The sequence below is a fragment of the Rhizobium sp. CF122 genome, from assembly GCF_000282035.1.
Lineage (GTDB): Bacteria > Pseudomonadota > Alphaproteobacteria > Rhizobiales > Rhizobiaceae > Rhizobium.
In genome coordinates this window covers 1-20,181 of the sequence record NZ_AKKA01000067.1, presented here as the reverse complement: position 1 = coordinate 20,181, position 20,181 = coordinate 1, and the positions used below count along the sequence as shown (strand labels likewise).

Below are 20,181 nucleotides of genomic sequence, written 5' to 3'. Positions count from 1 at the left end.
TTTGTACCTCCAGTTACGGAAGAAGGCCTGGCGCCCGGGATCAACACCCCGGGCGCTCTTCATTTTGGCTCGCGCAGCAGCGCAATTCCGTGTCATGTATCGGTGACTGATGATCCGAACAGGCAGGGAACTGGCCATGTATCTTGCGATCATACTGTTGCTGATGTTTGTTTCGCCGCTGGGCTCGGTGGTCGCCGAAGCGCAGTGGGGCACAGACGCCAACCTCGTCTTCATGATCGGAAAATGGTTCGTCTTCTGGGGCGTCGGCCTGCGATTGCTTGTGGCCAGCCTGAAGCAGATCGTCAATCCGGCCTTTACGGCCGAGACGATCTTTGGCGTCACCGATCACAAGGCCCAGCCACTGGTACAGGAGATTGGCTTCGGCAACCTGTCGATCGGCATGCTTGGCCTGCTCAGTTTCTTCGAGCCGCAGTGGATCGTCCCTGCCGCGATCACCGGTTGCCTGTTCTTCGGCCTTGCCGGTCTCAAGCATCTTCTCGAACCAGGGAGGAACAGGTCGAGGACCATCGCGATGGTTTCCGACCTGTGGCTCTTTTTCGTGCTCGCCTTCTACCTTTCGGCAGCGTTCTTTCAGAACGCCTGATAGTCGGTTACCTCGACGTGAGTGATACGACCATCTTCATTGAAGGTGATCGTCTCTTCGCCCTCCCGCACCAGCGGTTTGCCCGTCTTGCTGTGCGTCGCACGAACCGACCAGACGGCGCGGCCGGCATTCGGGCTGACCTTCTCGACCAGCGTGTCGATTGCCGTCTGGTCCGGGTAGTCGTCGAAATACTTGCTAAAGGCGCCCATGATGTCGGCTCGCCCGGACAGGCTGCCGACACCGTTGGAGACATAGGTCGCATCTTGCGCGAAGCAGTTCTCGATCGTATCGAAATCGAGCGCATTGATGGCGCCGTGGAAGCGCTTGATTTCCTCAGCCGGATCGAATGCCATGATCAGACCCTCACGCCACGCGCTGCAAGATCGGCACGCAGCTGGTCGGCTCCGGTGAAGAGAACCGCATCCCAGCCGGCGGCTTTGGCGCCCTCGACGTTGGGGGCGGAGTCGTCGATGAAGATCGTTGCCGCCGGATTGAGGCCGAAGCTCTTCGCATGCGTTTCGTAGATCGCGATATCGGGCTTGATCAGGCCGACGTCGCCGGAGACCGTGACGCCGCGCGGCTTAGTAAGGAACGGGAAGCGGACCTGCGCCTCGCGGAAGGTGTCGGATGCGAAGTTGGTCAGCATCGTCACATCCTGGCCGTCGGCAATCAGGCCTTCCATGATCGCGACGCTGTCGTCGTAGGAGTGCGGGACCATCTCGTGCCAGTGGTTCCGGAACGCGCGGATATGCTCCTCACGATCCGGATGAACCTCGATCAGCAGGGCTTCGGCATCGGCCCAGGTGCGGCCGCGGTCCTGCTCGACGTTCCAATCATGGGTGCAGACATTTTCGAAGAACCACTTGCGCTCGCCCTCATCGGGAATGAGGCGGCTGAACGGAATATTCGGATCGTAATGGACGAGAACTTTTCCGATGTCGAAAACAATATGATCAATGGGCATCGATTAATCCTTGGCATGTTTGAACGCGAGCGGAATAGCTGCGGTGATTGCTTTTTTCATGACAGTCGGCAACGCCTGCGAGTCAAGATTTGTAACCGCTTCCCACCAACCGTTATCCGTTTGAATTCGCGAGGGGGTCGCGACGCGGTAGATGGAAAGCCTGAGCTCGAAATGGGTGAAGACGTGGGTCACGGTCCCGCAGGGCTCCCAAGCCGCCGGGAACGGTGCAGCACTGGCCGACGTTTCTCCGTCCTGCCTCGCCGTCCAGTCGGTCGTCGGCACTTCGGTCATGCCGCCGAGCAGGCCGCTCTCGATGCGCCGCCGCAACAGAACGTCGCCATCCGGCGTAACGGCGATGAAGGCTGCCCCTCGGCGTATAGGCTTTTCCCTCTTGGCGGCCTTGACCGGAAAGTGTTCGGGATCATGCAGACGCAGCGCCTCGCAGGATCCCCTGAGGGGACAGAGTGAACAGGCGGGCCGCTTCGGTGTGCAGATCGTCGCGCCGAGATCCATCATCGCCTGGGCGAAGTCGCCGGGCCGATCTTTCGGGGTTAGCAGAGCCACCTTCTGCTTCATCAGTGGTTTGGCAGCAGGCAGTGGGGTGGCGATCGCGTAGAGGCGCGAAATCACCCGCTCGACATTGCCGTCCATGACGGCTGCCTGCCGGTTGAAGGCGATCGCCGCCACTGCAGCGGCCGTGTAGTCGCCGATGCCGGGAAGCGATCTCAGTCCTTCCTCGGTGTCTGGAAAGACGCCGTCGTGTTCGCGCGTCACGGCCTCGGCGCACTTCTTGAGGTTGCGGGCGCGGGCGTAATATCCGAGTCCGGCCCAAGCAGCCATCACGTCTTCGCTAGCGGCGTCGGCAAGATCGCGCACCGTCGGCCAGCGCGCCAGGAAATTGGTAAAGTAGGGCTTTACCGCCGACACCGTGGTCTGCTGCAGCATCACTTCGGAAAGCCAGACATGGTACGGATCGGCCTTGACGCCGCGCGCCGCCATCGGCGGGGAAACGCGCCATGGCAGGTCGCGATGGTGGCGGTCATACCAATCGAGAAGGGGCTTGGCGGCGGGCGCGTCCAGTGTCGTCGATGTCATCATTTGCCGTCGTCAGGGGAAGTGCCCTATACTTGGCGAAGCAATGCCGCGCGATCAAGGCAGTGGTGCCGGATGGCAGCGCGATGTGAAGGTTTCGATGAGTTATCCACGCAAAGGTGAAAAGCAAATCTCCGAATTGGCGAACGGGCTGATCGATCCGGTGCTTGCAAAGCGCGCCGGCATCAATACGGCGCTGCTCGGCTCGTGGAATGAAATCGCCGGTGAGGAATTTGCCGATTGCACCCGGCCGGAAAAGATTGCCTGGGCGCGCGGCAATGATGACGGAGGCTTCCGTCCGGGCGTGCTCACGATCGCCTGCGAGGGCGCCCGAGCACTGTTTTTGACCCATGCGCAGGGTGAGCTGATCCAGCGCGTCAACAGTTTCTTCGGCTTCGCCGCTGTTCACCAGATCCGTGTCGTCCAGAAGCCTGTCTATCAGGCGGTCAAGCGCTCCCGCACTCCGCCGCCATTGAAGGGCGCGGCAGCCGCAAAGTTGGAGGACATGATGGAAGGCATCGAGGGCGACAAGCTGCGCGAAGCGGTAAAGCGTCTCGGCACGGCCGTGCTGGGGAAGCGCGGCCGCTAGTGCCTTACAAGTATTGCCGCGGCAATTCTGTCCGCAATTTAATCTGGCGGTCCAACCAAGGTCACAATTCTTTGAAGAAAGTTGGCGAAGCGTGCCTTGTTCAGGGCTTCGAGCCGTTATATCGCACTGTCAGCCACTACTCTCATTCATGGGGAACTTCATGCCGATTTCCGAAATGCAACTGACGAAACGCCAGCTTCTGGGCGGCGTGGCTGCCGCGACGGCGACCCTGGCGGTTTTCAGCACCGCGCATGCCGCGACCGAAATGCCCAAGCCCGACGGCGACGTCGACATGGCTGCCGTGCTGAAGCCAGGCGAGCTGCCGGAAATGGCACTCGGCAAGGAAGACGCCCTGGTCACGATCGTCGAATACATGTCGATGACCTGCCCGCACTGCGCCCACTTCCACACGACGACCTTCGACGAGATCAAGAAGAAGTACGTCGATACGGGCAAGGTGCGGTTCATCATCCGCGAATTCCCGTTTGATCCGCGTGCGGCCGCTGCCTTCATGCTGGCACGCTGCAATCCTTCCAAGCCGGAAGAATTGAGCACCGCCGAACAGTATTTTCCGATGGTGGCCATGCTGTTCAAGCAGCAGCAGACCTGGGCCGCTGCAGACGATGGCCGCGCTGCACTGCTTCAGATGTCCAAACTTGCTGGATTTACTGAGGATAGCTTCACGAAGTGCTTGACGAACCAGAAGCTGCTGGATGAAGTGAACGCAACGCGGGAAAGGGGTTCCAAGGAGTTTGGCGTCAATGCCACGCCGACTTTCCTCATCAACGGCAAGCGCTATTCTGGAGACATGACGGTTGACACCATGTCGGCCCTTATCGACAGCCTGCTCTAAACTGAACCGTATCCGATCGACGGGCGACGGCAGAGGCCGTTCGCCCGTCGTTTGCCTTGTGCGGCGAAGGGGCGCTGCATGAAGTTCAACAAGCTTCGCGTCGTCGGCTTCAAGTCCTTCGTCGAACCCGCCGAATTCATCATCGAGCGCGGATTGACCGGTGTCGTCGGCCCGAACGGTTGCGGCAAGTCGAACCTCGTCGAAGCGCTCCGCTGGGTGATGGGCGAGAATTCCTACAAGAACATGCGTGCGTCCGGCATGGACGACGTCATCTTTTCCGGCTCGGGGAACCGTCCCGCCCGCAACACCGCCGAAGTCGCGCTCTATCTTGACAATGCCGAGCGCACGGCGCCTGCCGCCTTCAACGATAGCGACGAGATCCAGGTCACGCGCCGCATCGAGCGCGAGCAGGGATCGATCTATCGCATCAACGGCAAGGAAAGCCGCGCCAAGGATGTGCAGTTGCTCTTCGCCGACGCCTCCACCGGCGCCCGTTCGCCGTCGATGGTGGGGCAGGGGCGGATCGGTGAGCTGATCTCGGCAAAGCCGCAGGCCCGCCGCCAGCTGCTGGAAGAAGCAGCCGGCATATCAGGCCTGCATTCGCGCCGCCACGAAGCCGAGCTTCGCCTGCGTGCCGCCGAAGGCAATCTCGAACGTCTCGACGACGTAACCTCGCAGCTCGAGAGCCAGATCGAGAGCTTGAAGCGTCAGGCGCGTCAGGCAAGTCGCTTCAAGTCGCTGTCCGCCGATATCCGCGCCCGCGAGGCAATGCTCCTGCATATCCGCTGGGTTCAGGCCAAAGAGGCGGAAGCGGAAGCCGACAGTGCGCTCAATCAGGCAACCGTCGTCGTCGCCGAAAAGGCGCAGATGCAGATGGAGGCCGCCAAGGCCCAGGGCATTGCGAGCCTCAAGCTGCCGGAACTGCGCGAGGGCGAAGCGCGTGCCGCCGCCGCGGTGCAGCGTCTGCAGATCGCCAAGACTCAGCTTGAGGAGGACGCTAACCGCATCCTGCGCCGTCGCGACGAACTGACCCGCCGCCTTGCACAGCTCGGCGAAGACATCCGCCGCGAGGAGCGGCTGGTGGCAGACAACGCGGCAATCCTGGCGCGGTTGGATACCGAAGAAGCCGAGATCGCCGAGATCCTTGCCGACTCCGGCCGTTTTGCCGAAGAGACCCGCGAGGCCTTCGAGGAGGCAGCCGCAAAGCTTGCCGACAGCGAGCGTATTTTTACCGCGCTGACGGCCGAACGTGCCGAGGCTGCAGCTGGACGCAACCAGCTTGAGCGCGCCATTCGCGACCTTGCCGATCGCAAGATGCGCCTTGAACGGCAGATGGATGAGGCCAATCGCGAGCTCTCCGCAATCGGCGAGACGATTGCTAGCCTGCCCGATCCGGACGAGAAGCGGGCCGTGGTGGAGGTAGGCGAGCAGGCTGTTGCCGAGGCGGAAGCCGCGATCCAAAGCGTCGAGCAGACCTTGGTCGCTGCCCGCCAGGCAGAAGCTCTCTCCCGATCGCCGGTCGATCAGGCGCGTGGGAAGCTGAACGCCATCGAAACCGAAGCCCGGACCATTGCACGCATGCTCGCTGCCGGCGCCGCCGCAGGCGAATTTGCGCCGGCCGCCGATCAGCTGCGCGTCGACCGCGGCTTTGAAACGGCGCTCGGCGCAGCGTTGGGTGACGACATCGAATCCCCGCTTGATTCCAAGGCGCCGGCTCATTGGTCTGGCAATGGCGACGGTGTCGCGGACCCGGCGCTGCCGGCCGGTGTGACGCCGTTGGTTGACTACGTTCGCGCCCCTGCCGCGCTGATGCGTCGCCTGAAACAAATCGGCCTCGTCTCCGCTTCGGATGCTGCGGCGCTGATGAAGGATCTCAAGCCCGGCCAACGTCTGGTGACCAAGGAAGGCTCCGTCTACCGTTGGGACGGCCACGTCACCGGTGCCGATGCACCGAGCGCGGCCGCGCTGCGGCTGGCGCAGAAGAACCGGCTCGCCGAACTGGAAAGCGAAGCCGCGCTTGCCCGCGACATACTCGCTGAAGCAGAGGAACGCCTGGCTGGTGCGGCCGATGCCATTCGCCTGCAAGAGCGCCGCCTTGCCGAGGCGCGCGAGAAGAGCCGTATGTCTGCGCGGCAACTCGCCGAGGCGCGTGAAGCACTGGCAGTGGCCGAACGAGCCTCCGGCGATCTCATCCGTCGCCGCGATGTCGTTGCCGAGGCTGTCAGTCAACTCCAGATCCAGCTTGAAGACATCTCAGTCCAGGAAGAAAACGCCCAAATCGAGCTGGAAGATGCCCCTGATTTGACGGCGATGGACGAACGGCTTCGGTCGCAGCAGGCCGAGGTCGCGACTGATCGTGGTGCGCTCGCCGAAGCGCGGGCCCGCCACGAAAGCCTCAACCGTGAAAACGAGGCCCGACAGCGCCGCATCGTGGTCATCGGGCAGGAACGCGAGACCTGGCGTCAGCGCGCTGCGAGTGCCGAGGATCACATCGCTACGCTTCGCGATCGCGAGGAAGAGGCGCGCGAGGAGGCCGCCGAGCTCGAGATGGCTCCCGATGAGTTCGACGACAAGCGACGCGCGCTGTTGAACGAACTCCAGAAGGCCGAGGAAGCGCGCCGCCATGCGGCCGACGTGCTTGCCGAAGCGGAGCTCGTCCAGCGCGATGCCGACCACAAGGCGGCGACTGCTCTCTCCGAACTCGCCGAAAGCCGCGAGCGTCGCGGTCGCGCTGAAGAGCGCCTGGTCTCCGCTCGTGAAAAGCGGCAGGAAACTGAGGCGCGAATTCGCGAGACCCTGAACGTTGCGCCACATGAGGCGCTTCGGCTCGCAGGACTGGAGCCGCTGCAGACAGCGCCCGACCTTCGCGAGGTCGAACGCGAACTCGAACGTCTCAAGATGGAACGCGAGCGACTTGGCGCGGTCAACCTGCGCGCTGAGGAAGAGCAGAAGGAACTGAGCGGGAAGCTCGAGGCGCTGATCAAGGAACGCGACGACGTGATCGATGCAATCCGCAAGTTGCGTGGCGCGATCCAGAGCCTCAATCGGGAGGGGCGCGAGCGCCTGATCGCCGCCTTCGACGTCGTCAACGGCCAATTCCAGCGCCTCTTCACCCATCTTTTCGGCGGCGGCACGGCCGAACTGCAGCTGATCGAATCCGACGATCCGCTCGAAGCCGGTCTCGAAATCCTCGCCCGTCCGCCGGGCAAGAAACCGCAGACGATGACGCTCCTTTCAGGCGGCGAGCAGGCACTGACGGCAATGGCGCTGATCTTTGCCGTCTTCCTGACCAATCCGGCGCCGATCTGCGTCCTAGACGAAGTGGACGCCCCATTGGACGACCACAATGTCGAGCGCTACTGCAACCTGATGGACGAAATGGCTGCCTCCACCGAGACGCGTTTCGTCATCATCACCCACAATCCGATCACCATGGCACGCATGAACAGGCTGTTCGGCGTGACGATGGCGGAGCAGGGGGTCTCGCAACTTGTGTCTGTCGACCTGCAGACTGCTGAACAACTGCGTGAAATCGCATGAGAAACGCCCAAAAAAAGTCTGCCGGATTGGGCCGTCTCCACCATTCAGGTAATGTTTTCCTACCGATCTTGTATTAGAGATTGCTTCAGGTCGCCGTCGACTTACCGCGAAGTTATGTCGGCTGCGTAGTTTTCTATGCGACGCGATCGGGGCAAAATGCTTTTTGGCTCTGACAGTCGTATGGCGGAACCCCCCGTCCGGTTTTCCTGGCCGGACGGACATAAGGCTTTGCGGGACTTTGTTGCAGTCCCGCAAAGCTTTTTCTCCCTTCAAACGCTTCAGTCTGTCGCAGTTATTGTGCGTCGCAACATTTCGGCCGCATTTGTCGATTTTCATTTCAACACCAACGGATTAAGTTGATCCGAATTTGGTGTTGGGGGGAATATGACCAAGTGGGTCTATACATTTGGCAACGGTGAGGCAGAGGGTGGTGCTCTCGACGGGGAGCGTTTGGGCGGCAAAGGCGCAAATCTCGCGGAGATGTGCAATCTCGGTCTTCCTGTCCCTCCCGGTCTGACGATCATCGCCGAAGCCTGCTCTGCCTACTACAAGAACGGGCGACAGATTGCCGAAGAGCTGAAAGAACAGGTCCGCGCCGGCATCAAGCGCATCGAGCAAATTACCGGCCGGCGGTTCGGCGCGGGTGATCGGCCGCTGCTGCTGTCCGTGCGCTCCGGAGCACGCGTTTCGATGCCGGGGATGATGGACACCGTCCTCAATCTCGGCCTCAACGACGAAACCGTGCAGGCGCTCGGCCACGACGCCGGCGACGCGCGTTTTGCCTGGGATAGCTACCGCCGTTTCATTCAGATGTATGCCGATGTCGTCATGCGTCTCGATCATGAAGTGTTCGAGGAAATTCTCGAGGATGAGAAGGCGCGCCTCGGCTATGAGTTCGACACGGAACTGACCGCCAACGAATGGCAGCATGTGGTCTCGCTCTACAAGAGCATCATCGAGGAGGAACTGGGCGAGGAGTTTCCCCAGGATCCCGAGGTGCAGCTATGGGGCGCGGTCGGGGCCGTATTCTCCAGCTGGATGAGCGCCCGCGCTGTCACCTATCGCCATCTTCACAATATCCCCGAAGGCTGGGGAACGGCAATCAACATCCAGGCCATGGTCTTCGGCAACCACGGCAATTCATCCGCGACGGGCGTTGCCTTCACCCGCAATCCGTCGACGGGCGACAAGTCGCTTTACGGCGAATTCCTCGTCAATGCGCAGGGAGAGGATGTCGTTGCCGGCATTCGCACTCCGCAGAGCATCACAGAGGAGGGCCGTATCAGCTCTGGTTCCGAGCGGCCGTCGATGGAAAAGCTGATGCCCGACGCCTTCAAGGAGCTCTCGCGCATCTGCACCGAGCTAGAAGAGCACTACCGCGACATGCAGGATATCGAGTTCACCATTGAACGCGGAAAGCTCTGGATGCTGCAGACGCGTGCCGGAAAGCGCTCGACGCGCGCGGCGATGAAGATCGCCGTCGACATGGTGGATGAGAAGGTGATCACGGAAGAAGAGGCCGTGCTTCGCATCGAGCCCTCGTCCCTTGACCAACTCCTGCACCCGACGATCGACCCGCGCGTGTCGCGCGAGGTCATCGGTACGGGCCTGCCGGCGTCTCCCGGCGCGGCGACCGGCGAGATCGTCTTCACGGCCGAGGAGGCCGTGACGGCGTCCGAGGAGGGGCGCAAGGTCATCCTGCTGCGGGTCGAGACCAGTCCCGAAGACATTCATGGCATGCATGCGGCCGAAGGCATTCTGACGACGCGTGGGGGCATGACCAGTCACGCCGCCGTTGTCGCGCGCGGCATGGGCATCCCCTGCGTCGTCGGCGCCGGCAGCATGCGCATCGATGCCCGCAACGAGCGGCTGATCGGCGTCGGCGTTACGCTGAAGAAGGGCGACGTCATCACCATCGACGGTTCGGCCGGACAGGTCCTGAAGGGCGACGTACAGATGATCCAGCCGGAGCTTTCGGGCGATTTCGGGCGCATCATGCAATGGGCTGATCGGGCGCGTCGTATGACCGTGCGCACCAATGCTGATACGCCGGCTGACGCGCGCGCAGCCCGCTCCTTTGGTGCCGAGGGCATCGGCCTTTGCCGTACTGAGCATATGTTCTTCGAGGGCGACCGTATTCATCTGATGCGCGAGATGATCCTCGCGGAGGACGAGACCGGTCGCCGTGCCGCGCTGGACAGCTTGCTGCCGGTGCAACGGCATGATTTTGCCAGCCTGTTCAACGTCATGCATGGCCTGCCGGTGACCATTCGCCTGCTCGATCCGCCATTGCACGAATTCCTGCCGAAGACGGACGAGGAGATCGCCGACGTTTCCGCCGCGATGGGCATGGACGCCGCGGTGCTGCGCCAGCGCGTTGATGCGTTGCATGAATTCAATCCGATGCTCGGCCATCGCGGCTGCCGGCTGGCCATTTCCTATCCTGAGATCGTCGAGATGCAGGCGCGCGCGATTTTCGAGGCGGCGGTCGCGGCAGCCCATGAAACGGGTGCTGCCGTTGTGCCCGAGATCATGGTGCCCCTGGTCGGGCTGCGCTCAGAACTGGACTACGTCAAGGAGCGCATCGACACCATTGCCGGCGACGTCATGGCGGAGGCCGGCATGCGGATCGACTACCTGGTCGGCACGATGATCGAATTGCCGCGCGCAGCCCTTAGAGCCCATATCATTGCGGAAGCGGCGGAGTTTTTCTCCTTCGGCACGAACGACCTGACGCAGACGACCTTCGGCATCTCGCGCGACGATGCTTCCGCCTTCATTCCGACCTATCAACGCAAGGGGATTATCGAGCACGATCCCTTCATTTCGCTGGATTTCGATGGTGTCGGGGAGCTGATCCGCATCGCCGCCGAACGCGGCAGGCGCACACGCAACGACATGAAGCTCGGAATCTGCGGCGAACACGGTGGCGATCCCGTATCCATCCATTTCTGCGAAGAGATCGGATTGGATTACGTGTCCTGTTCACCCTTCCGTGTGCCGATCGCTCGGCTTGCAGCCGCGCAGGCGGTCATTACCAACGATATTGCCGCCAATAAGGGCGCCCGTAGTAGGACGGGTCTAGCTCGAACGCCATACCCATCATGAGCCTGTCGCTGTCATAGCGGTACTGCGCGCGGCGGTAGAGATCGATGCGCTGGAGGCAGCCTGCAAAGCCATCCGTGCCACGTTTGAAGCCATAGCGCAAGCATTGGTCTTCGTCGGCGGCGCGCTGCTGCTCCGGCGTCAGCGTCTGGCACGCCGAGAGGCTTATGGCAGCTGCGGCGAGTGCGAGAGATAGAACGAGGATACGCATCGGTGTGTCTTTGCAACGAAAATTTCTCACAATCAGATGACGCTAATCACGGCTTACAGTCAACTAAAAGAGTGGCTTAGGGTTACGAGTTACCTTTGGGATCGCTGCTCGCCGACCGACCGGAGGCGCGAATGGCTTTCGCGCGTCGGGGATCGTCTGTATGAAGACGGCTCGCACGATATTGGAAGGCAAGCATGGCACTGCGCGATCGATTCTCGAAGAAACTGACCTGCCCGCAATGCGGCAATAGCGGCTTTGCCGAAGCCTCCGAGATCGATGATCCGAAGCGCAAGCATCCCGGCTTCAGCGTCGATCATCTGCCGCGCGGCTTCTTCATCCAGCGCGCGTCCAATCACCAGGAAACCAGCATGATCAAGTGCGAATGCGGACGCAAGTTCCCGTTCCGCAGTCTGGCGGAAGCGGCGGCTGAGCGGCTCTAGGTCAGAACCGCTCGAGGACCTTGACGAAGGCTTCGGCGAAGCGGACAAGGTGGGCTGTTGCGGGGTCCGGCGCTTCCATGCGGATTTCCGTGCCGCTGTGGTCGAGCACAGCGAGAACGACGCGCATCTGCTCGCCGGGCGAGGGGATGCGAAGCACGGCGATGCGCTTGCAGTCGTCCATCAGGCCTTCGGCCGGAAGATCGAAGAGAAATTCCCCGCCGGCCTTAGCCGAAGCCACGCGGACCGTCTCGCAGAAGTCGGATTTGCCATCATATCCGTCGAGTGACAGTTCCAGTTCCAGAAGCTCTATCGGCAGAAGCGGATCTGCATGATCGGCTGCCCCCAGCGTCGGCGACTGGGCTCCCGATGCGAGCTCCGGTGCAATCATTGCCCTTCTCCTGTTAGTCGGTGTGTGACGCAAACCACACAACTGCAGATCAAGGAATATCAGAAAATGCTCACGCACGCCATTGTCGTCTTCTCCGTGGATTGCGTCCCTCCGATCGTGACAACAGTTTCAATTTAGGCGAATCTTGCACTAAACAAGTCGAGGGCGCTTTTGCGCGTTCATGCGGGACGCGCCGCTTGCGAGTAACCGGTAAGTTTGATGGCAATCCGTTTCGACCGCCCCGTTTCAAGTGCCGCCCGCTTCGCGCGGCGCTTCGGGGCATTTGCGCTGGTTCTCTGCCTTGCGGCTCTGATTGGTCACCGCTTCGCGGGCCTTGTCACGCCCTACCTGGTGCTGGTTCTGCTCGTCTCCGCGGGCTTTGCGCTCCTCGCGGCGCTGCTTGCCCTTGCCGGGCTGCGCAGCCTCTGGCTGACCGGTGCCGAAGGCGGGCTTGACGCGCTGAAAGCCCTTATTTTTGCGGCTCTTCCGCTCGCGATAGGCGGGATTGCCGCCGAACGCTATTTTGTGCTGCCGGCAATCTATGATGTGTCGAGCGATCTCGTCTCGGCGCCCGACTGGCTGAAGACCCCGAACGCCGATCAGATCTGGCTGAAGAGGAAGCCGGATGTGACGCCGGAGGATCGCGAAAAGCAGCTCGAGGCCTACCCGGAACTCACAGGCCGCCGCTATGACGGCGCGATCGACCGCGTGCTCGAAGCGGTGAAGAAAGTGGCCAAGCAGAACGGCATCCGGATCACCCGCGCCGAGGGCGACAGCGAGCCAGGCCGCGATCTCGAAGACCGGCCGGCGAAGCAGCAGGCGGACGACGGCGCGGTCGCCGAGGCTCCTGAGGCTGTACCGATCCCGACGCCGCGTCCCTATGACGACGATGTGGCGCAGCTCATTCGAAGGGCGAACGGCGTGACGCTGCAGGGCGAAACCCGCACCCTCGTTCTCGGCCTGCGTTTCGACATCGTCATCCGCCTGCGCGAGGAAGCGGAAACCACCCTCGTCGATGTTCGCGTCGCCTCGCGCTACGGCCCGCACGATCTCGGCCTCAGCGCCGATATCGCCGAGGATTATCTGAAGGCTCTCGATTCCGAATTGCTCGGCATCGCCGGCAGCTAGTTTCGTCCACCCTTTTGCGACCAATGAACGTTTTTTGCCGCCGGACAGCTATCCCAGGAAGCGGTCCCTCTGCTCCGGGCTCGGCACGAAGCAGGTCGCGCGTCGGCCGGCAATGCGCAATCGGTTGCGGGCAACAAATTCGTAAAGCCTGTCGGCAAGTCCCTGCGGCAGCAGCCGCAAGACCTTCACCAGCGACCAGGGAAAGCCGAGCCCCACAGCCATGCGGATCGTCCCTCTCGACTTGAAGTGGGCACGGCCGTCTTCGATCAGGATGTTGGTCTCGTAGTCGCGCCCGTCCAGCCCATAGTGCCGGTAAAGCGCTACCCCGAGCGGCGACTGCGCAGCGAGGAAGCGGTAACGCTCCGCCTTGTCATACTTCAGAACGAACTGGACCCAGGCAGAGCAGAACACGCATTCGCCATCGAAGACGATAACAGGCTTGTCGTCGGCAAAGGCCGGCACGGCGGCGTCGGTGCGATAGCTGTAGGCGTCGCGCACGAGGCTACCTGTGCGTCGCAGGTCGGTACGATCCCAGCAGCGCAGGCGGTCCGTCCGTCTCGATTTCGCCTCGCTCCACCAGATCCTCGATATGGGCAAGAACCGAGAGAGCGGCAGCGCCATGCAGGCGCGGATCGGTCTCGCGATAGATCACCTTCACCATGTCAGGAATGTTCCTGTCGCCGGCGCGGATCCGGTCGAGCACGGCGCGCTCGCGCATTCGCCGGTGCGTCTTCAGGGCGCGCATGAAGGAGATCGGCTTCCGCACCGGACCGCCATGTCCCGGCAGCAGGATGCGGTCGTGGCGCTCGATCAGCCGGTCGAGGGAGGTCATGTAGTCACCCATGGAGCCGTCTGGCGGCGCGACAATGGACGTCGCCCATGCCATGACATGATCGGCGGAAAACAGGATTCCCGTTCCCTCCAACGCGAAGGCTGCATGGTTGGCGGTATGGCCGGGCGTCAGCACGCCGGTCAGGCTCCAACCGTCGCCCTCGATCGTTTCGCCGTCGCCGATCGCAATGTCCGGCCGGAAATCCAAGTCCGAGCTCTCTGCGAATAGATTTACCTCTCCCAGGTATAGGGGGCGGGCGGCGCGGTGCGGTCCCTCGGCCACGATCTGCGCACCGGTTGCCGCCTGCAGGCGGCGCGAGAGGGGCGAGTGATCGCGATGCGTATGGCTGATGAAAATATGCGTGACCTCGCGTCCATCGAGCGCTGTCATCAATGCCCGGAAATGCGCCTCGTCCTCCGGTCCGGGGTCGATGACCGCCGTGGAGCGATCTCCGACGATATAGCTGTTGGTGCCGTGGAACGTGAAGGCGCTCGGATTGTTGACAGTGATGCGCTGCACGCCTGACGCAACCGGCACGGCCTGGCCATAGGCGGGCTCGAAGGCCAGATTGAACTCGGGACTTGTCATTTACTTGTATTCAATCTCGATGAAGGACATCGGCTGATCGCCGGCATTGACGACATTGTGCTCCGTGCCGGCATCGCGTCGGTAGGCCGCGCCTTTGGCGACATCGACCCTGCGGGTGCCGTCCTTTTCCTCCAGAAGAAACTGGCAGTCCGTCATCGGCACGACGACGTAGCCCATGCCATGCGTATGAACGCCCGTGTCCGCACCCGGCTCGAAATCCCAACGGGTGATCCGAACCACTGCATCGTCGAGCAGCAGCGTTGCGAGGGCAGGCGGGCGGGCGCGGTACTGGCTCATCGTCACTCCGGATCGTCTTGGACGGCTGACCCGAGACCTAGCATGGCGGTGCAAAAAGCGCACAGAAATATGCCGCGGCCCGAAACTTAATGATTGTGACGGCAGGCGAGCTTTGCTAAGCAGGCGTCGATTTGGCAAGCGGTCTCCGCTTTCAAGTTCTGGTGGGGCGTCGCCAAGCGGTAAGGCACCGGTTTTTGGTACCGGCATTCCCAGGTTCGAATCCTGGCGCCCCAGCCATCTTTATCTGGGTCCCTTCTTCAGGAACAAACGGAGCGGACTGGCCTGAGCGGCATCTCGCTCGTTCATTTCTTTAGCGTGTTGGCATAGGATTCCAGTACGGCGTTCATGCGAGTCTGTAACCTTTGCCGAGTGACTTATAAGCACTCCAGCACCGATTTCTTGACGCGGATCGTGACTGGCTGGGTGCGGTCGGGCTCTGCGAGGCGCGCCTCGCGCCAGAAGCTTTCGTCGAGTTCTGAAGTCGATATCCTCGTCGCGAAGCGCTACGAGCTTCTCAACGCTCAGTTCTTTTTTTGTATTTCGTCTTCATAACGTTTCCTTTCGGAGCGGCTTGGCGGTCGCGCGGATATGATCCTCTTGCGGTCATCTCGATCGGTATGGACGACGGTGAGAACGGCCAGATTGTCGATTGCGTCGATGCTGATCTCGCGACTTCGCCGTAGTCGAAACGGCTGTCGGTCACCGTGAAGACGAAACTTTCGAAAATCCGGCTGGCTGTCTCGAAGTTCACGCCGTGCCCATCGAACACGCGAATTGAATGTTATGGCAAATTGTTATGTATGGACAACGGCCGACAGACAGGCGGCCTTTCGGCCGCCTGCATTCAAATAGAAACCGCGGCCTAAATCACTGCGCGGGCTGCGCCGGCGCCAGGAATTCGGCGCAATAGGACGGGCCGTTTACACCCGGGATGTCGCCGACGACGCGGATGCTGCGGATTGTGTAGTCGGAGCTCGTGACGATTTCCGCTTGGCAGCGCAGGTACTGCGTGCGGGCGGGTGAGATCTGCTTGCCGCGCTTGCCGTCGGCGCCTTCTGTGTATTTCGCCGGGACGCGAACCGTCTTGTAGCCGCCCTTCCAGGTGTAGGTGACGCCGGAGCCGTTCTCGACATCGTTGATCGGCGGGCCGAATGCGGCAAAGAACTTGCCGGCCGACTGGCCCACCCAGCGGCTGGAGATCGGATCGGCGGAGGTCGGAATAGTCGTGCAGCCGGCAAGCGCAATGGCAAGCCCGGCCGCGGCAAAGGTGCGGAGTGTCATTCTATCGTCCCTGAAATTGTCGCGCATTCGACGGCGGGAATCGCTGGCCTGCAGCGGTTTCCGCTTGTCCCGCCGAGCGCTTTAGCGTGGAACCCGGCAAAAGAAAATCGGCCCGCCTTCGCAATTGCAAAATTTGCCGTGAGTGTGGCTTTTTGTTCCGGAAAGCGCCTTTCTGCCGCCGGCTAGCGTCCTCGAAAAAAATGCGCCGGCTTTTGAATTTTGGTGCTTGCGCAATGGGATGGGCCGGTCTATAGAGGCGCCGCTGGTCACGGAGTGTAGCGCAGTCTGGTAGCGCACCACGTTCGGGACGTGGGGGTCGAGTGTTCGAATCACTCCACTCCGACCAGCCGAAACCCCTGCATTGTAAGGGTTTTAACTCCCGAACCGATCTCCTCCGCGAAGACCGATTTTAAATCAACGGACCGATTGCGGACCGTTTGAAGCAGCGGACCACTTAGAAAGCGTTCGCTGCCTGCTGTTGGAAGTCCGGACTTGCATGCGAATAGGTCCGTTCAAACTCTTCCGCAGTCATCCCCAAAGAAGCTGCAGCCTGCTCGACTTCTACGCCGGCCTGGGCAAGCCAGGTAGCTCGAGTGTGGCTTAGCACGTGCGGCGTGACGTCTTCCCCAAAGCCAGCCTCAGCCCTGATCGTCCTGAATGCCTTGTGCGGCTTCACGATCTTTTCCCCGGCATAGGTCACCACGTAGCGCAGCGTCACCTTCTGCCCTTCGGCATCCGTCACGGTGTCGGCCTTATGCCAGTATCTCAGAAAGCGTAGGAGGCGAGGGGGTACGCGCCGGCTTTACCAGGATGAGCTCTACACCTGCATCATGACTGATGCAGACCTCCCAGCCTTGGCCGCTGATGTCTCCGTGGAAGTTGTGCATCAGTTGAGCAAGATGAATGGAAACCGCATAGATCTGCTTGGCGCCTATATCGGCGTTTCTGGCTTGGGTCTGAAAGATGGACTGAAGACGCTTTGTCGTGCATGTCATTGCGCACCCTCCCCGAGGAGCGCTTTGATTTCCCCTGTCACGGAAGAGCGATCTAGGAATGCCGCGGAACTTGTGATGCGTTCCGCCTCGCGATAGGCAATCCGGCTCAAACGGTATACCTGGTCGAGCTCGTCGATGCGGCTGTCGTCCTGTCTGGCGTACTCCATGTCGCCAAGGACATTGCAGATTGTTTCAAGCAAACCGCCCAGCTCCAAGAGGTGGTAATAGACATCGGAGGGGTCAAAATCGTTGGAGGTGCTCATGCCAGCACCACCTTTCTGCTTTCGCGAAGATCGTGAACGTGAGTGGCCAGACGCCTCAGATCGTCCAACTCCTCGCCGTTGCTATCGTAGGCAGCCCACTGCAGCTTGACCATGCACTCAAGATGCTTGTCGGTGTCCATCGGGCGCGCAGCAAGGATTTCCATTGCTCGGCGGCGCTCTTCGAAGAGGAAATCAGAGATCGATACCAGATAGAGGAGAAGCTCTCATCGATCGGCGGGACAATGACCTGGATCATGCGGCTCGTGATCGGCGGTCTGCTACTGGGTGTTATCGCCTTCCTGCTTAAGGGCGGGTTTAATCTGCCCTAGCATTTGATTTCGTCGTGCACGCGCAACAAACTCGAACGCAAATCGAGGAAACGCCGCGACGCACAGAGTACAAAAGAGGCAGCAGGTCCAATAGGACGAAAATAGACCTTCGTGAGTACCGAAGAGTGCTTCGCCGGTCTTGCATCGGCCGCCGCTCGTACACGGAGTGCCGCCTATGAGCGCTACGAGCACATTCCAGATGAGAAACTGCCCGGCAAGGCCCCAAATCGCCTTCCGAAACTCGGCGCCACCAATATTCCGAATATTATTACCAAACGGGTCTAGGTTCCCATGCACCAACATCTGGGAGCAGATCCAGGTGATGGCACCGAGCACCTGTCCGCCCAATATGCCCGTTACGAACCACTCTCTCGGCCAATATAGAAATAGCGCCAGCGGAATGCAGAAGGTCATGGCAAGGTAAAAGCCGCACGCAAAGCGGAGCCCGCGCGGTTTCTGCGAGAATATCGCCGCGACACATAAAACCAGCCCAATCGCACCGATCACCACGGGCACGGGACCGATGGCGGGGGGTAGTTTCACCAAACTGCTTACGATCAAAGCGAGGGGCAAAGGAAAGAAGAGGGCCGAGCCGATCACAACCGCACGGGTCTTTGAATCGTCGGGCAGACCAATTTTACGTCTACGTTTTTTGCGCATAGGTTGAAACACTTCGTCCCTCTACCGACGGGATGTAGGCAGCGTCTCAATGATTCTGTCAATTGGATCGGAGCGACAGCCCGGAAAACCTGCTCACTATGAAGCGGTTCGGCAAATTTGGCATGTGGCCGATGGGTGTGATTATTGCCGTCACAAGCGCGGTCGGGGCCGTGAAGATATTCTTCATGTCGGGGAGCGGGCCGAAGTAGCATCCGCACAATGAAAAACCCCGCCGAAGCGGGCCGCGAAAGCGGGCTTTTTTCTTTTCCGCCGCCTATCGTCGTTGCGGCCGGCGGTTGTCATCATTCTTGGCCATCTGAACGAAAGCCCGCACCTTACGCGCCGGTGCGGCGAGATTGCACCGCCTGGGTTGAAGGTACACTCCTATACGCCGAGGATGGCATCGATCTCGGCAATCAAGGCGCCATAGGTCTCGATATGCCGATAATACTCGTTGCGGATCTGCTCGGTGATATCGGAGAGCGGCCCGGCTCCCTCCGCGCGGAAGTGCTTGACGTCGTTGTCGGCCATGGATTTGAGATTGTCCTCGTACTCCTTGACCCTCTGAACATAGTCTTCCCGAAGTTTTTCCAGACTCATCTCATCCCTCCTGAGGTAGCCAAGCGCCGCGGACATTCTGACGCGCGGCGGCGGCAATCTAAAGGTTGCCTAGAAGAGATGCGGCGCTTAAAGCAGATTGACAATCCCGGCCGGTGAAAAGTGAACCGATGAGCAGCTTCTATTCCAACATGGGCGGCCTGCCGCCGCAGACCGAACTCCTGTCCAGCAAGGCCGTGTTCACGACGGCCTATGCTGTCATCCCCCGCACCGTCATGACCGACATTGTCACCAGCTATCTCCCGCACTGGGAAGGTACGCGAGCCTGGGTAATCTCCCGTCCGTTGAGCGGCTTTTCCGAGACCTTTTCGCAATACATCATGGAAGTGCAGCCGGGCGGCGGCAGTGATCGGCCGGAGCCAGAAAAGCGCGCCGAAGGCGTGCTCTTCGTCGTCGAGGGCGAGATGACCGTCGAATTCGATGGTGCCTCGCATGCCATGCGTCTAGGCTCTTTCGCCTTCCTGCCTGCCGGCTCCCGCTGGACGCTGTCGAACAAGAGCGCTGCACCCGTGAAGTTTCATTGGATCCGTAAGGCCTTCCAGGAGGTCGAAGGGCAGGAGCCGCCGCCGGCGATCTTCACGCATGAGGAGAACCATCCGCCTCAGCCGATGCCCGATACCGACGGCGCCTGGGCCACGACCCGCTTCATCGATCCGGCCGACCTGCGCTACGACATGCATGTCACCATCGTCACCTTCGAGCCCGGCGGCGTCATCCCGTTCATGGAAACGCACGTGATGGAGCACGGACTCTATGTGCTCGAGGGCAGGGCCGTCTATCGTCTCAACAAGGATTGGGTCGAAGTGGAGGCCGGCGACTTCATGTGGCTGCGCGCCTTCTGCCCGCAGGCCTGCTACGCCGGCGGCCCCGGCCGCTTCCGCTATCTGCTCTACAAGGACGTCAACCGCCACATGCCGTTGTGGTAGGCGCAGAGAGACAAACCAGAATGAGAAACGGGGCCGATTTGGCCCCGTTTTCGGTTGCTTAAATGTCGCTTGCCGCATTCGACCAGAGGTCGGCGGCCTGAGCCGCCGTCATGCGCCGCACCTCCGCCTCGTGGCGTCGGTTGGCAAAGAGTTCGCTGGCCATGATCTGGTCGGCGAGGTCGGCCGGCAGCGACAGGATCACGCGGGCGTCGCCGCCATGAATACCGCCGAGTTCACCGCGCTTTCCGCCCACCATGCCGCCGGCCACCGTGTTGTTGGTGTCGGGGTCGATCAGGATGAACGAGCCGGATGCACGGTTCTGCTCATACGGGTCGAAGATCGCCTGTTCGTCGAAGGCGAGGCGCACCTTGCCGATGGCATTCATGTAGAGCGTATCGACGGGCGCCCAGGCACCGGTCTTCAATTCGAGCTGCGCCACCGGCTGCACCTGCACACGCTGGCGGCGGCTGCCGCTCTT

24 protein-coding genes and 2 tRNA genes are annotated in these 20,181 nt (G+C 61.2%); 11 read left to right on the top strand and 15 right to left on the bottom strand.

The window, feature by feature from the left end:
• Window positions 1-136: 136 nt before the first annotated feature.
• Window positions 137-604, top strand: a complete 468-nt coding sequence (locus PMI09_RS11135) for a DUF6790 family protein (RefSeq protein WP_007793030.1) — start codon at window positions 137-139, stop codon at window positions 602-604.
• On the opposite strand, the gene PMI09_RS11130 is transcribed toward PMI09_RS11135, so the two are convergent.
• The 3 genes from PMI09_RS11130 to mutY are packed head-to-tail and all read right to left on the bottom strand — an operon-like array spanning window position 592 to window position 2,663.
• A complete protein-coding gene (locus PMI09_RS11130) occupies window positions 592-957 on the bottom strand; it encodes a nuclear transport factor 2 family protein (protein ID WP_007793027.1) in 366 nt (121 codons plus the stop codon). The two genes, PMI09_RS11135 and PMI09_RS11130, sit on opposite strands and share 13 nt — an antisense overlap.
• 2 nt (window positions 958-959) lie before the next feature.
• Window positions 960-1,568, bottom strand: coding sequence for an HAD family hydrolase (locus PMI09_RS11125; RefSeq protein ID WP_007793024.1), 609 nt, complete (start codon window positions 1,566-1,568; stop codon window positions 960-962).
• Between the two features lie 3 nt (window positions 1,569-1,571).
• The gene (gene mutY, locus PMI09_RS11120; RefSeq protein WP_037082768.1) at window positions 1,572-2,663 is read right to left on the bottom strand and encodes an A/G-specific adenine glycosylase; all 1,092 of its coding nucleotides are present in this window, start codon (window positions 2,661-2,663) and stop codon (window positions 1,572-1,574) included.
• Between the two features lie 97 nt (window positions 2,664-2,760).
• On the opposite strand from mutY, the gene PMI09_RS11115 reads away from it, so the two are divergent.
• The 4 genes from PMI09_RS11115 to ppdK all read left to right on the top strand — a co-directional run bounded on the left by PMI09_RS11115 (window position 2,761) and on the right by ppdK (window position 10,750).
• Window positions 2,761-3,249: a DUF721 domain-containing protein gene (locus PMI09_RS11115; RefSeq protein WP_007793018.1), complete on the top strand. Its 489-nt coding sequence runs from the start codon at window positions 2,761-2,763 to the stop codon at window positions 3,247-3,249.
• Between the two features lie 160 nt (window positions 3,250-3,409).
• Window positions 3,410-4,102: a DsbA family protein gene (locus tag PMI09_RS11110; protein ID WP_007793014.1), complete on the top strand. Its 693-nt coding sequence runs from the start codon at window positions 3,410-3,412 to the stop codon at window positions 4,100-4,102.
• A 78-nt stretch (window positions 4,103-4,180) separates the two neighbouring features.
• Window positions 4,181-7,642 carry a chromosome segregation SMC family protein gene (locus PMI09_RS11105; protein WP_007793011.1) on the top strand — a complete coding sequence of 1,154 codons (3,462 nt, stop codon included), beginning with the start codon at window positions 4,181-4,183 and terminating at the stop codon, window positions 7,640-7,642.
• Between the two features lie 384 nt (window positions 7,643-8,026).
• Window positions 8,027-10,750, top strand: coding sequence for a pyruvate, phosphate dikinase (gene ppdK, locus PMI09_RS11100; protein ID WP_007793006.1), 2,724 nt, complete (start codon window positions 8,027-8,029; stop codon window positions 10,748-10,750).
• Here ppdK and PMI09_RS30265 read toward each other — a convergent pair.
• Window positions 10,677-10,958 (bottom strand): hypothetical protein, encoded by a 282-nt coding sequence (locus PMI09_RS30265; protein WP_007793005.1) that lies wholly within the window; start codon window positions 10,956-10,958, stop codon window positions 10,677-10,679. The two genes, ppdK and PMI09_RS30265, sit on opposite strands and share 74 nt — an antisense overlap.
• Before the next feature lie 194 nt (window positions 10,959-11,152).
• Here PMI09_RS30265 and PMI09_RS11095 point away from each other — a divergent pair, with 194 nt between their 5' ends.
• Window positions 11,153-11,398 carry a hypothetical protein gene (locus tag PMI09_RS11095; RefSeq protein WP_007793001.1) on the top strand — a complete coding sequence of 82 codons (246 nt, stop codon included), beginning with the start codon at window positions 11,153-11,155 and terminating at the stop codon, window positions 11,396-11,398.
• Between the two features lies 1 nt (window position 11,399).
• Here PMI09_RS11095 and PMI09_RS11090 read toward each other — a convergent pair whose 3' ends face one another.
• Entirely contained in the window at window positions 11,400-11,786 is a 387-nt protein-coding gene (locus PMI09_RS11090; protein WP_007792999.1) for a hypothetical protein, read from the bottom strand.
• Window positions 11,787-12,005: 219 nt separating this feature from the next.
• On the opposite strand from PMI09_RS11090, the gene PMI09_RS11085 reads away from it, so the two are divergent.
• The gene (locus tag PMI09_RS11085) at window positions 12,006-12,914 is read left to right on the top strand and encodes a DUF1499 domain-containing protein (RefSeq protein ID WP_007792996.1); all 909 of its coding nucleotides are present in this window, start codon (window positions 12,006-12,008) and stop codon (window positions 12,912-12,914) included.
• 48 nt (window positions 12,915-12,962) lie between these two features.
• Here the strand turns inward: PMI09_RS11085 and PMI09_RS11080 are convergent, their stop codons facing one another.
• Genes PMI09_RS11080 through PMI09_RS31305 form a run of 3 tightly spaced genes read right to left on the bottom strand, consistent with a single transcriptional unit; the run spans window position 12,963 to window position 14,631 of the window.
• On the bottom strand, window positions 12,963-13,412 hold the full coding sequence (locus PMI09_RS11080; RefSeq protein WP_007792991.1) for a thiol-disulfide oxidoreductase DCC family protein: 450 nt from the start codon (window positions 13,410-13,412) through the stop codon (window positions 12,963-12,965).
• Between the two features lie 4 nt (window positions 13,413-13,416).
• The gene (locus tag PMI09_RS11075; RefSeq protein WP_007792988.1) at window positions 13,417-14,334 is read right to left on the bottom strand and encodes an MBL fold metallo-hydrolase; all 918 of its coding nucleotides are present in this window, start codon (window positions 14,332-14,334) and stop codon (window positions 13,417-13,419) included.
• On the bottom strand, window positions 14,335-14,631 hold the full coding sequence (locus PMI09_RS31305) for a cupin domain-containing protein (protein ID WP_007792984.1): 297 nt from the start codon (window positions 14,629-14,631) through the stop codon (window positions 14,335-14,337).
• A 162-nt stretch (window positions 14,632-14,793) separates the two neighbouring features.
• Between PMI09_RS31305 and PMI09_RS11065 the strand changes: the two genes are divergently transcribed.
• Window positions 14,794-14,868 (top strand) — tRNA-Gln (locus tag PMI09_RS11065).
• Between the two features lie 630 nt (window positions 14,869-15,498).
• Here the strand turns inward: PMI09_RS11065 and PMI09_RS11060 are convergent.
• Window positions 15,499-15,912 (bottom strand): hypothetical protein, encoded by a 414-nt coding sequence (locus PMI09_RS11060; RefSeq protein ID WP_007792981.1) that lies wholly within the window; start codon window positions 15,910-15,912, stop codon window positions 15,499-15,501.
• Window positions 15,913-16,181: 269 nt separating this feature from the next.
• Here PMI09_RS11060 and PMI09_RS11055 point away from each other — a divergent pair.
• Window positions 16,182-16,258, top strand: a tRNA-Pro gene (locus PMI09_RS11055).
• Between the two features lie 108 nt (window positions 16,259-16,366).
• On the opposite strand, the gene PMI09_RS11050 is transcribed toward PMI09_RS11055, so the two are convergent.
• Genes PMI09_RS11050 through PMI09_RS11040 form a run of 3 tightly spaced genes read right to left on the bottom strand, consistent with a single transcriptional unit; the run spans window position 16,367 to window position 17,170 of the window.
• Window positions 16,367-16,654: a tyrosine-type recombinase/integrase gene (locus PMI09_RS11050; RefSeq protein WP_007792978.1), complete on the bottom strand. Its 288-nt coding sequence runs from the start codon at window positions 16,652-16,654 to the stop codon at window positions 16,367-16,369.
• A 10-nt stretch (window positions 16,655-16,664) separates the two neighbouring features.
• The gene (locus PMI09_RS11045; protein WP_007792975.1) at window positions 16,665-16,907 is read right to left on the bottom strand and encodes a hypothetical protein; all 243 of its coding nucleotides are present in this window, start codon (window positions 16,905-16,907) and stop codon (window positions 16,665-16,667) included.
• Entirely contained in the window at window positions 16,904-17,170 is a 267-nt protein-coding gene (locus PMI09_RS11040) for a hypothetical protein (RefSeq protein WP_007792971.1), read from the bottom strand. Before PMI09_RS11040 ends, PMI09_RS11045 begins: the two co-directional genes overlap by 4 nt.
• Before the next feature lie 38 nt (window positions 17,171-17,208).
• Between PMI09_RS11040 and PMI09_RS31300 the strand changes: the two genes are divergently transcribed.
• Window positions 17,209-17,499, top strand: a complete 291-nt coding sequence (locus tag PMI09_RS31300; protein WP_037082766.1) for a hypothetical protein — start codon at window positions 17,209-17,211, stop codon at window positions 17,497-17,499.
• Here PMI09_RS31300 and PMI09_RS11030 read toward each other — a convergent pair.
• A complete protein-coding gene (locus tag PMI09_RS11030) occupies window positions 17,449-18,159 on the bottom strand; it encodes a hypothetical protein (protein WP_037082764.1) in 711 nt (236 codons plus the stop codon). The genes PMI09_RS31300 and PMI09_RS11030 overlap by 51 nt on opposite strands.
• 384 nt (window positions 18,160-18,543) lie before the next feature.
• The gene (locus PMI09_RS11025) at window positions 18,544-18,759 is read right to left on the bottom strand and encodes a hypothetical protein (protein ID WP_007792963.1); all 216 of its coding nucleotides are present in this window, start codon (window positions 18,757-18,759) and stop codon (window positions 18,544-18,546) included.
• Between the two features lie 128 nt (window positions 18,760-18,887).
• Between PMI09_RS11025 and PMI09_RS11020 the strand changes: the two genes are divergently transcribed.
• The gene (locus PMI09_RS11020; RefSeq protein WP_007792960.1) at window positions 18,888-19,703 is read left to right on the top strand and encodes a bifunctional allantoicase/(S)-ureidoglycine aminohydrolase; all 816 of its coding nucleotides are present in this window, start codon (window positions 18,888-18,890) and stop codon (window positions 19,701-19,703) included.
• 58 nt (window positions 19,704-19,761) lie between these two features.
• On the opposite strand, the gene PMI09_RS11015 is transcribed toward PMI09_RS11020, so the two are convergent.
• A partial coding sequence (locus PMI09_RS11015; protein WP_007792956.1) for an elongation factor 1-alpha C-terminal domain-related protein occupies window positions 19,762-20,181 on the bottom strand: 420 nt, incomplete at its 5' end.

Bases quoted from the DNA above. Each gene is read 5' to 3' on its own strand.
- PMI09_RS11135 (WP_007793030.1), top strand. From the start codon at position 137: ATGTATCTTGCGATCATACTGTTGCTGATGTTTGTTTCGCCGCTGGGC.
- PMI09_RS11130 (WP_007793027.1), bottom strand. From the start codon at position 957: ATGGCATTCGATCCGGCTGAGGAAATCAAGCGCTTCCACGGCGCCATC.
- PMI09_RS11125 (WP_007793024.1), bottom strand. From the start codon at position 1,568: ATGCCCATTGATCATATTGTTTTCGACATCGGAAAAGTTCTCGTCCAT.
- mutY (WP_037082768.1), bottom strand. From the start codon at position 2,663: ATGACATCGACGACACTGGACGCGCCCGCCGCCAAGCCCCTTCTCGAT.
- PMI09_RS11115 (WP_007793018.1), top strand. From the start codon at position 2,761: ATGAGTTATCCACGCAAAGGTGAAAAGCAAATCTCCGAATTGGCGAAC.
- PMI09_RS11110 (WP_007793014.1), top strand. From the start codon at position 3,410: ATGCCGATTTCCGAAATGCAACTGACGAAACGCCAGCTTCTGGGCGGC.
- PMI09_RS11105 (WP_007793011.1), top strand. From the start codon at position 4,181: ATGAAGTTCAACAAGCTTCGCGTCGTCGGCTTCAAGTCCTTCGTCGAA.
- ppdK (WP_007793006.1), top strand. From the start codon at position 8,027: ATGACCAAGTGGGTCTATACATTTGGCAACGGTGAGGCAGAGGGTGGT.
- PMI09_RS30265 (WP_007793005.1), bottom strand. From the start codon at position 10,958: ATGCGTATCCTCGTTCTATCTCTCGCACTCGCCGCAGCTGCCATAAGC.
- PMI09_RS11095 (WP_007793001.1), top strand. From the start codon at position 11,153: ATGGCACTGCGCGATCGATTCTCGAAGAAACTGACCTGCCCGCAATGC.
- PMI09_RS11090 (WP_007792999.1), bottom strand. From the start codon at position 11,786: ATGATTGCACCGGAGCTCGCATCGGGAGCCCAGTCGCCGACGCTGGGG.
- PMI09_RS11085 (WP_007792996.1), top strand. From the start codon at position 12,006: ATGGCAATCCGTTTCGACCGCCCCGTTTCAAGTGCCGCCCGCTTCGCG.
- PMI09_RS11075 (WP_007792988.1), bottom strand. From the start codon at position 14,334: ATGACAAGTCCCGAGTTCAATCTGGCCTTCGAGCCCGCCTATGGCCAG.
- PMI09_RS31305 (WP_007792984.1), bottom strand. From the start codon at position 14,631: ATGAGCCAGTACCGCGCCCGCCCGCCTGCCCTCGCAACGCTGCTGCTC.
- PMI09_RS11060 (WP_007792981.1), bottom strand. From the start codon at position 15,912: ATGACACTCCGCACCTTTGCCGCGGCCGGGCTTGCCATTGCGCTTGCC.
- PMI09_RS11045 (WP_007792975.1), bottom strand. From the start codon at position 16,907: ATGACATGCACGACAAAGCGTCTTCAGTCCATCTTTCAGACCCAAGCC.
- PMI09_RS11040 (WP_007792971.1), bottom strand. From the start codon at position 17,170: ATGAGCACCTCCAACGATTTTGACCCCTCCGATGTCTATTACCACCTC.
- PMI09_RS11030 (WP_037082764.1), bottom strand. From the start codon at position 18,159: ATGCGCAAAAAACGTAGACGTAAAATTGGTCTGCCCGACGATTCAAAG.
- PMI09_RS11025 (WP_007792963.1), bottom strand. From the start codon at position 18,759: ATGAGTCTGGAAAAACTTCGGGAAGACTATGTTCAGAGGGTCAAGGAG.
- PMI09_RS11020 (WP_007792960.1), top strand. From the start codon at position 18,888: ATGAGCAGCTTCTATTCCAACATGGGCGGCCTGCCGCCGCAGACCGAA.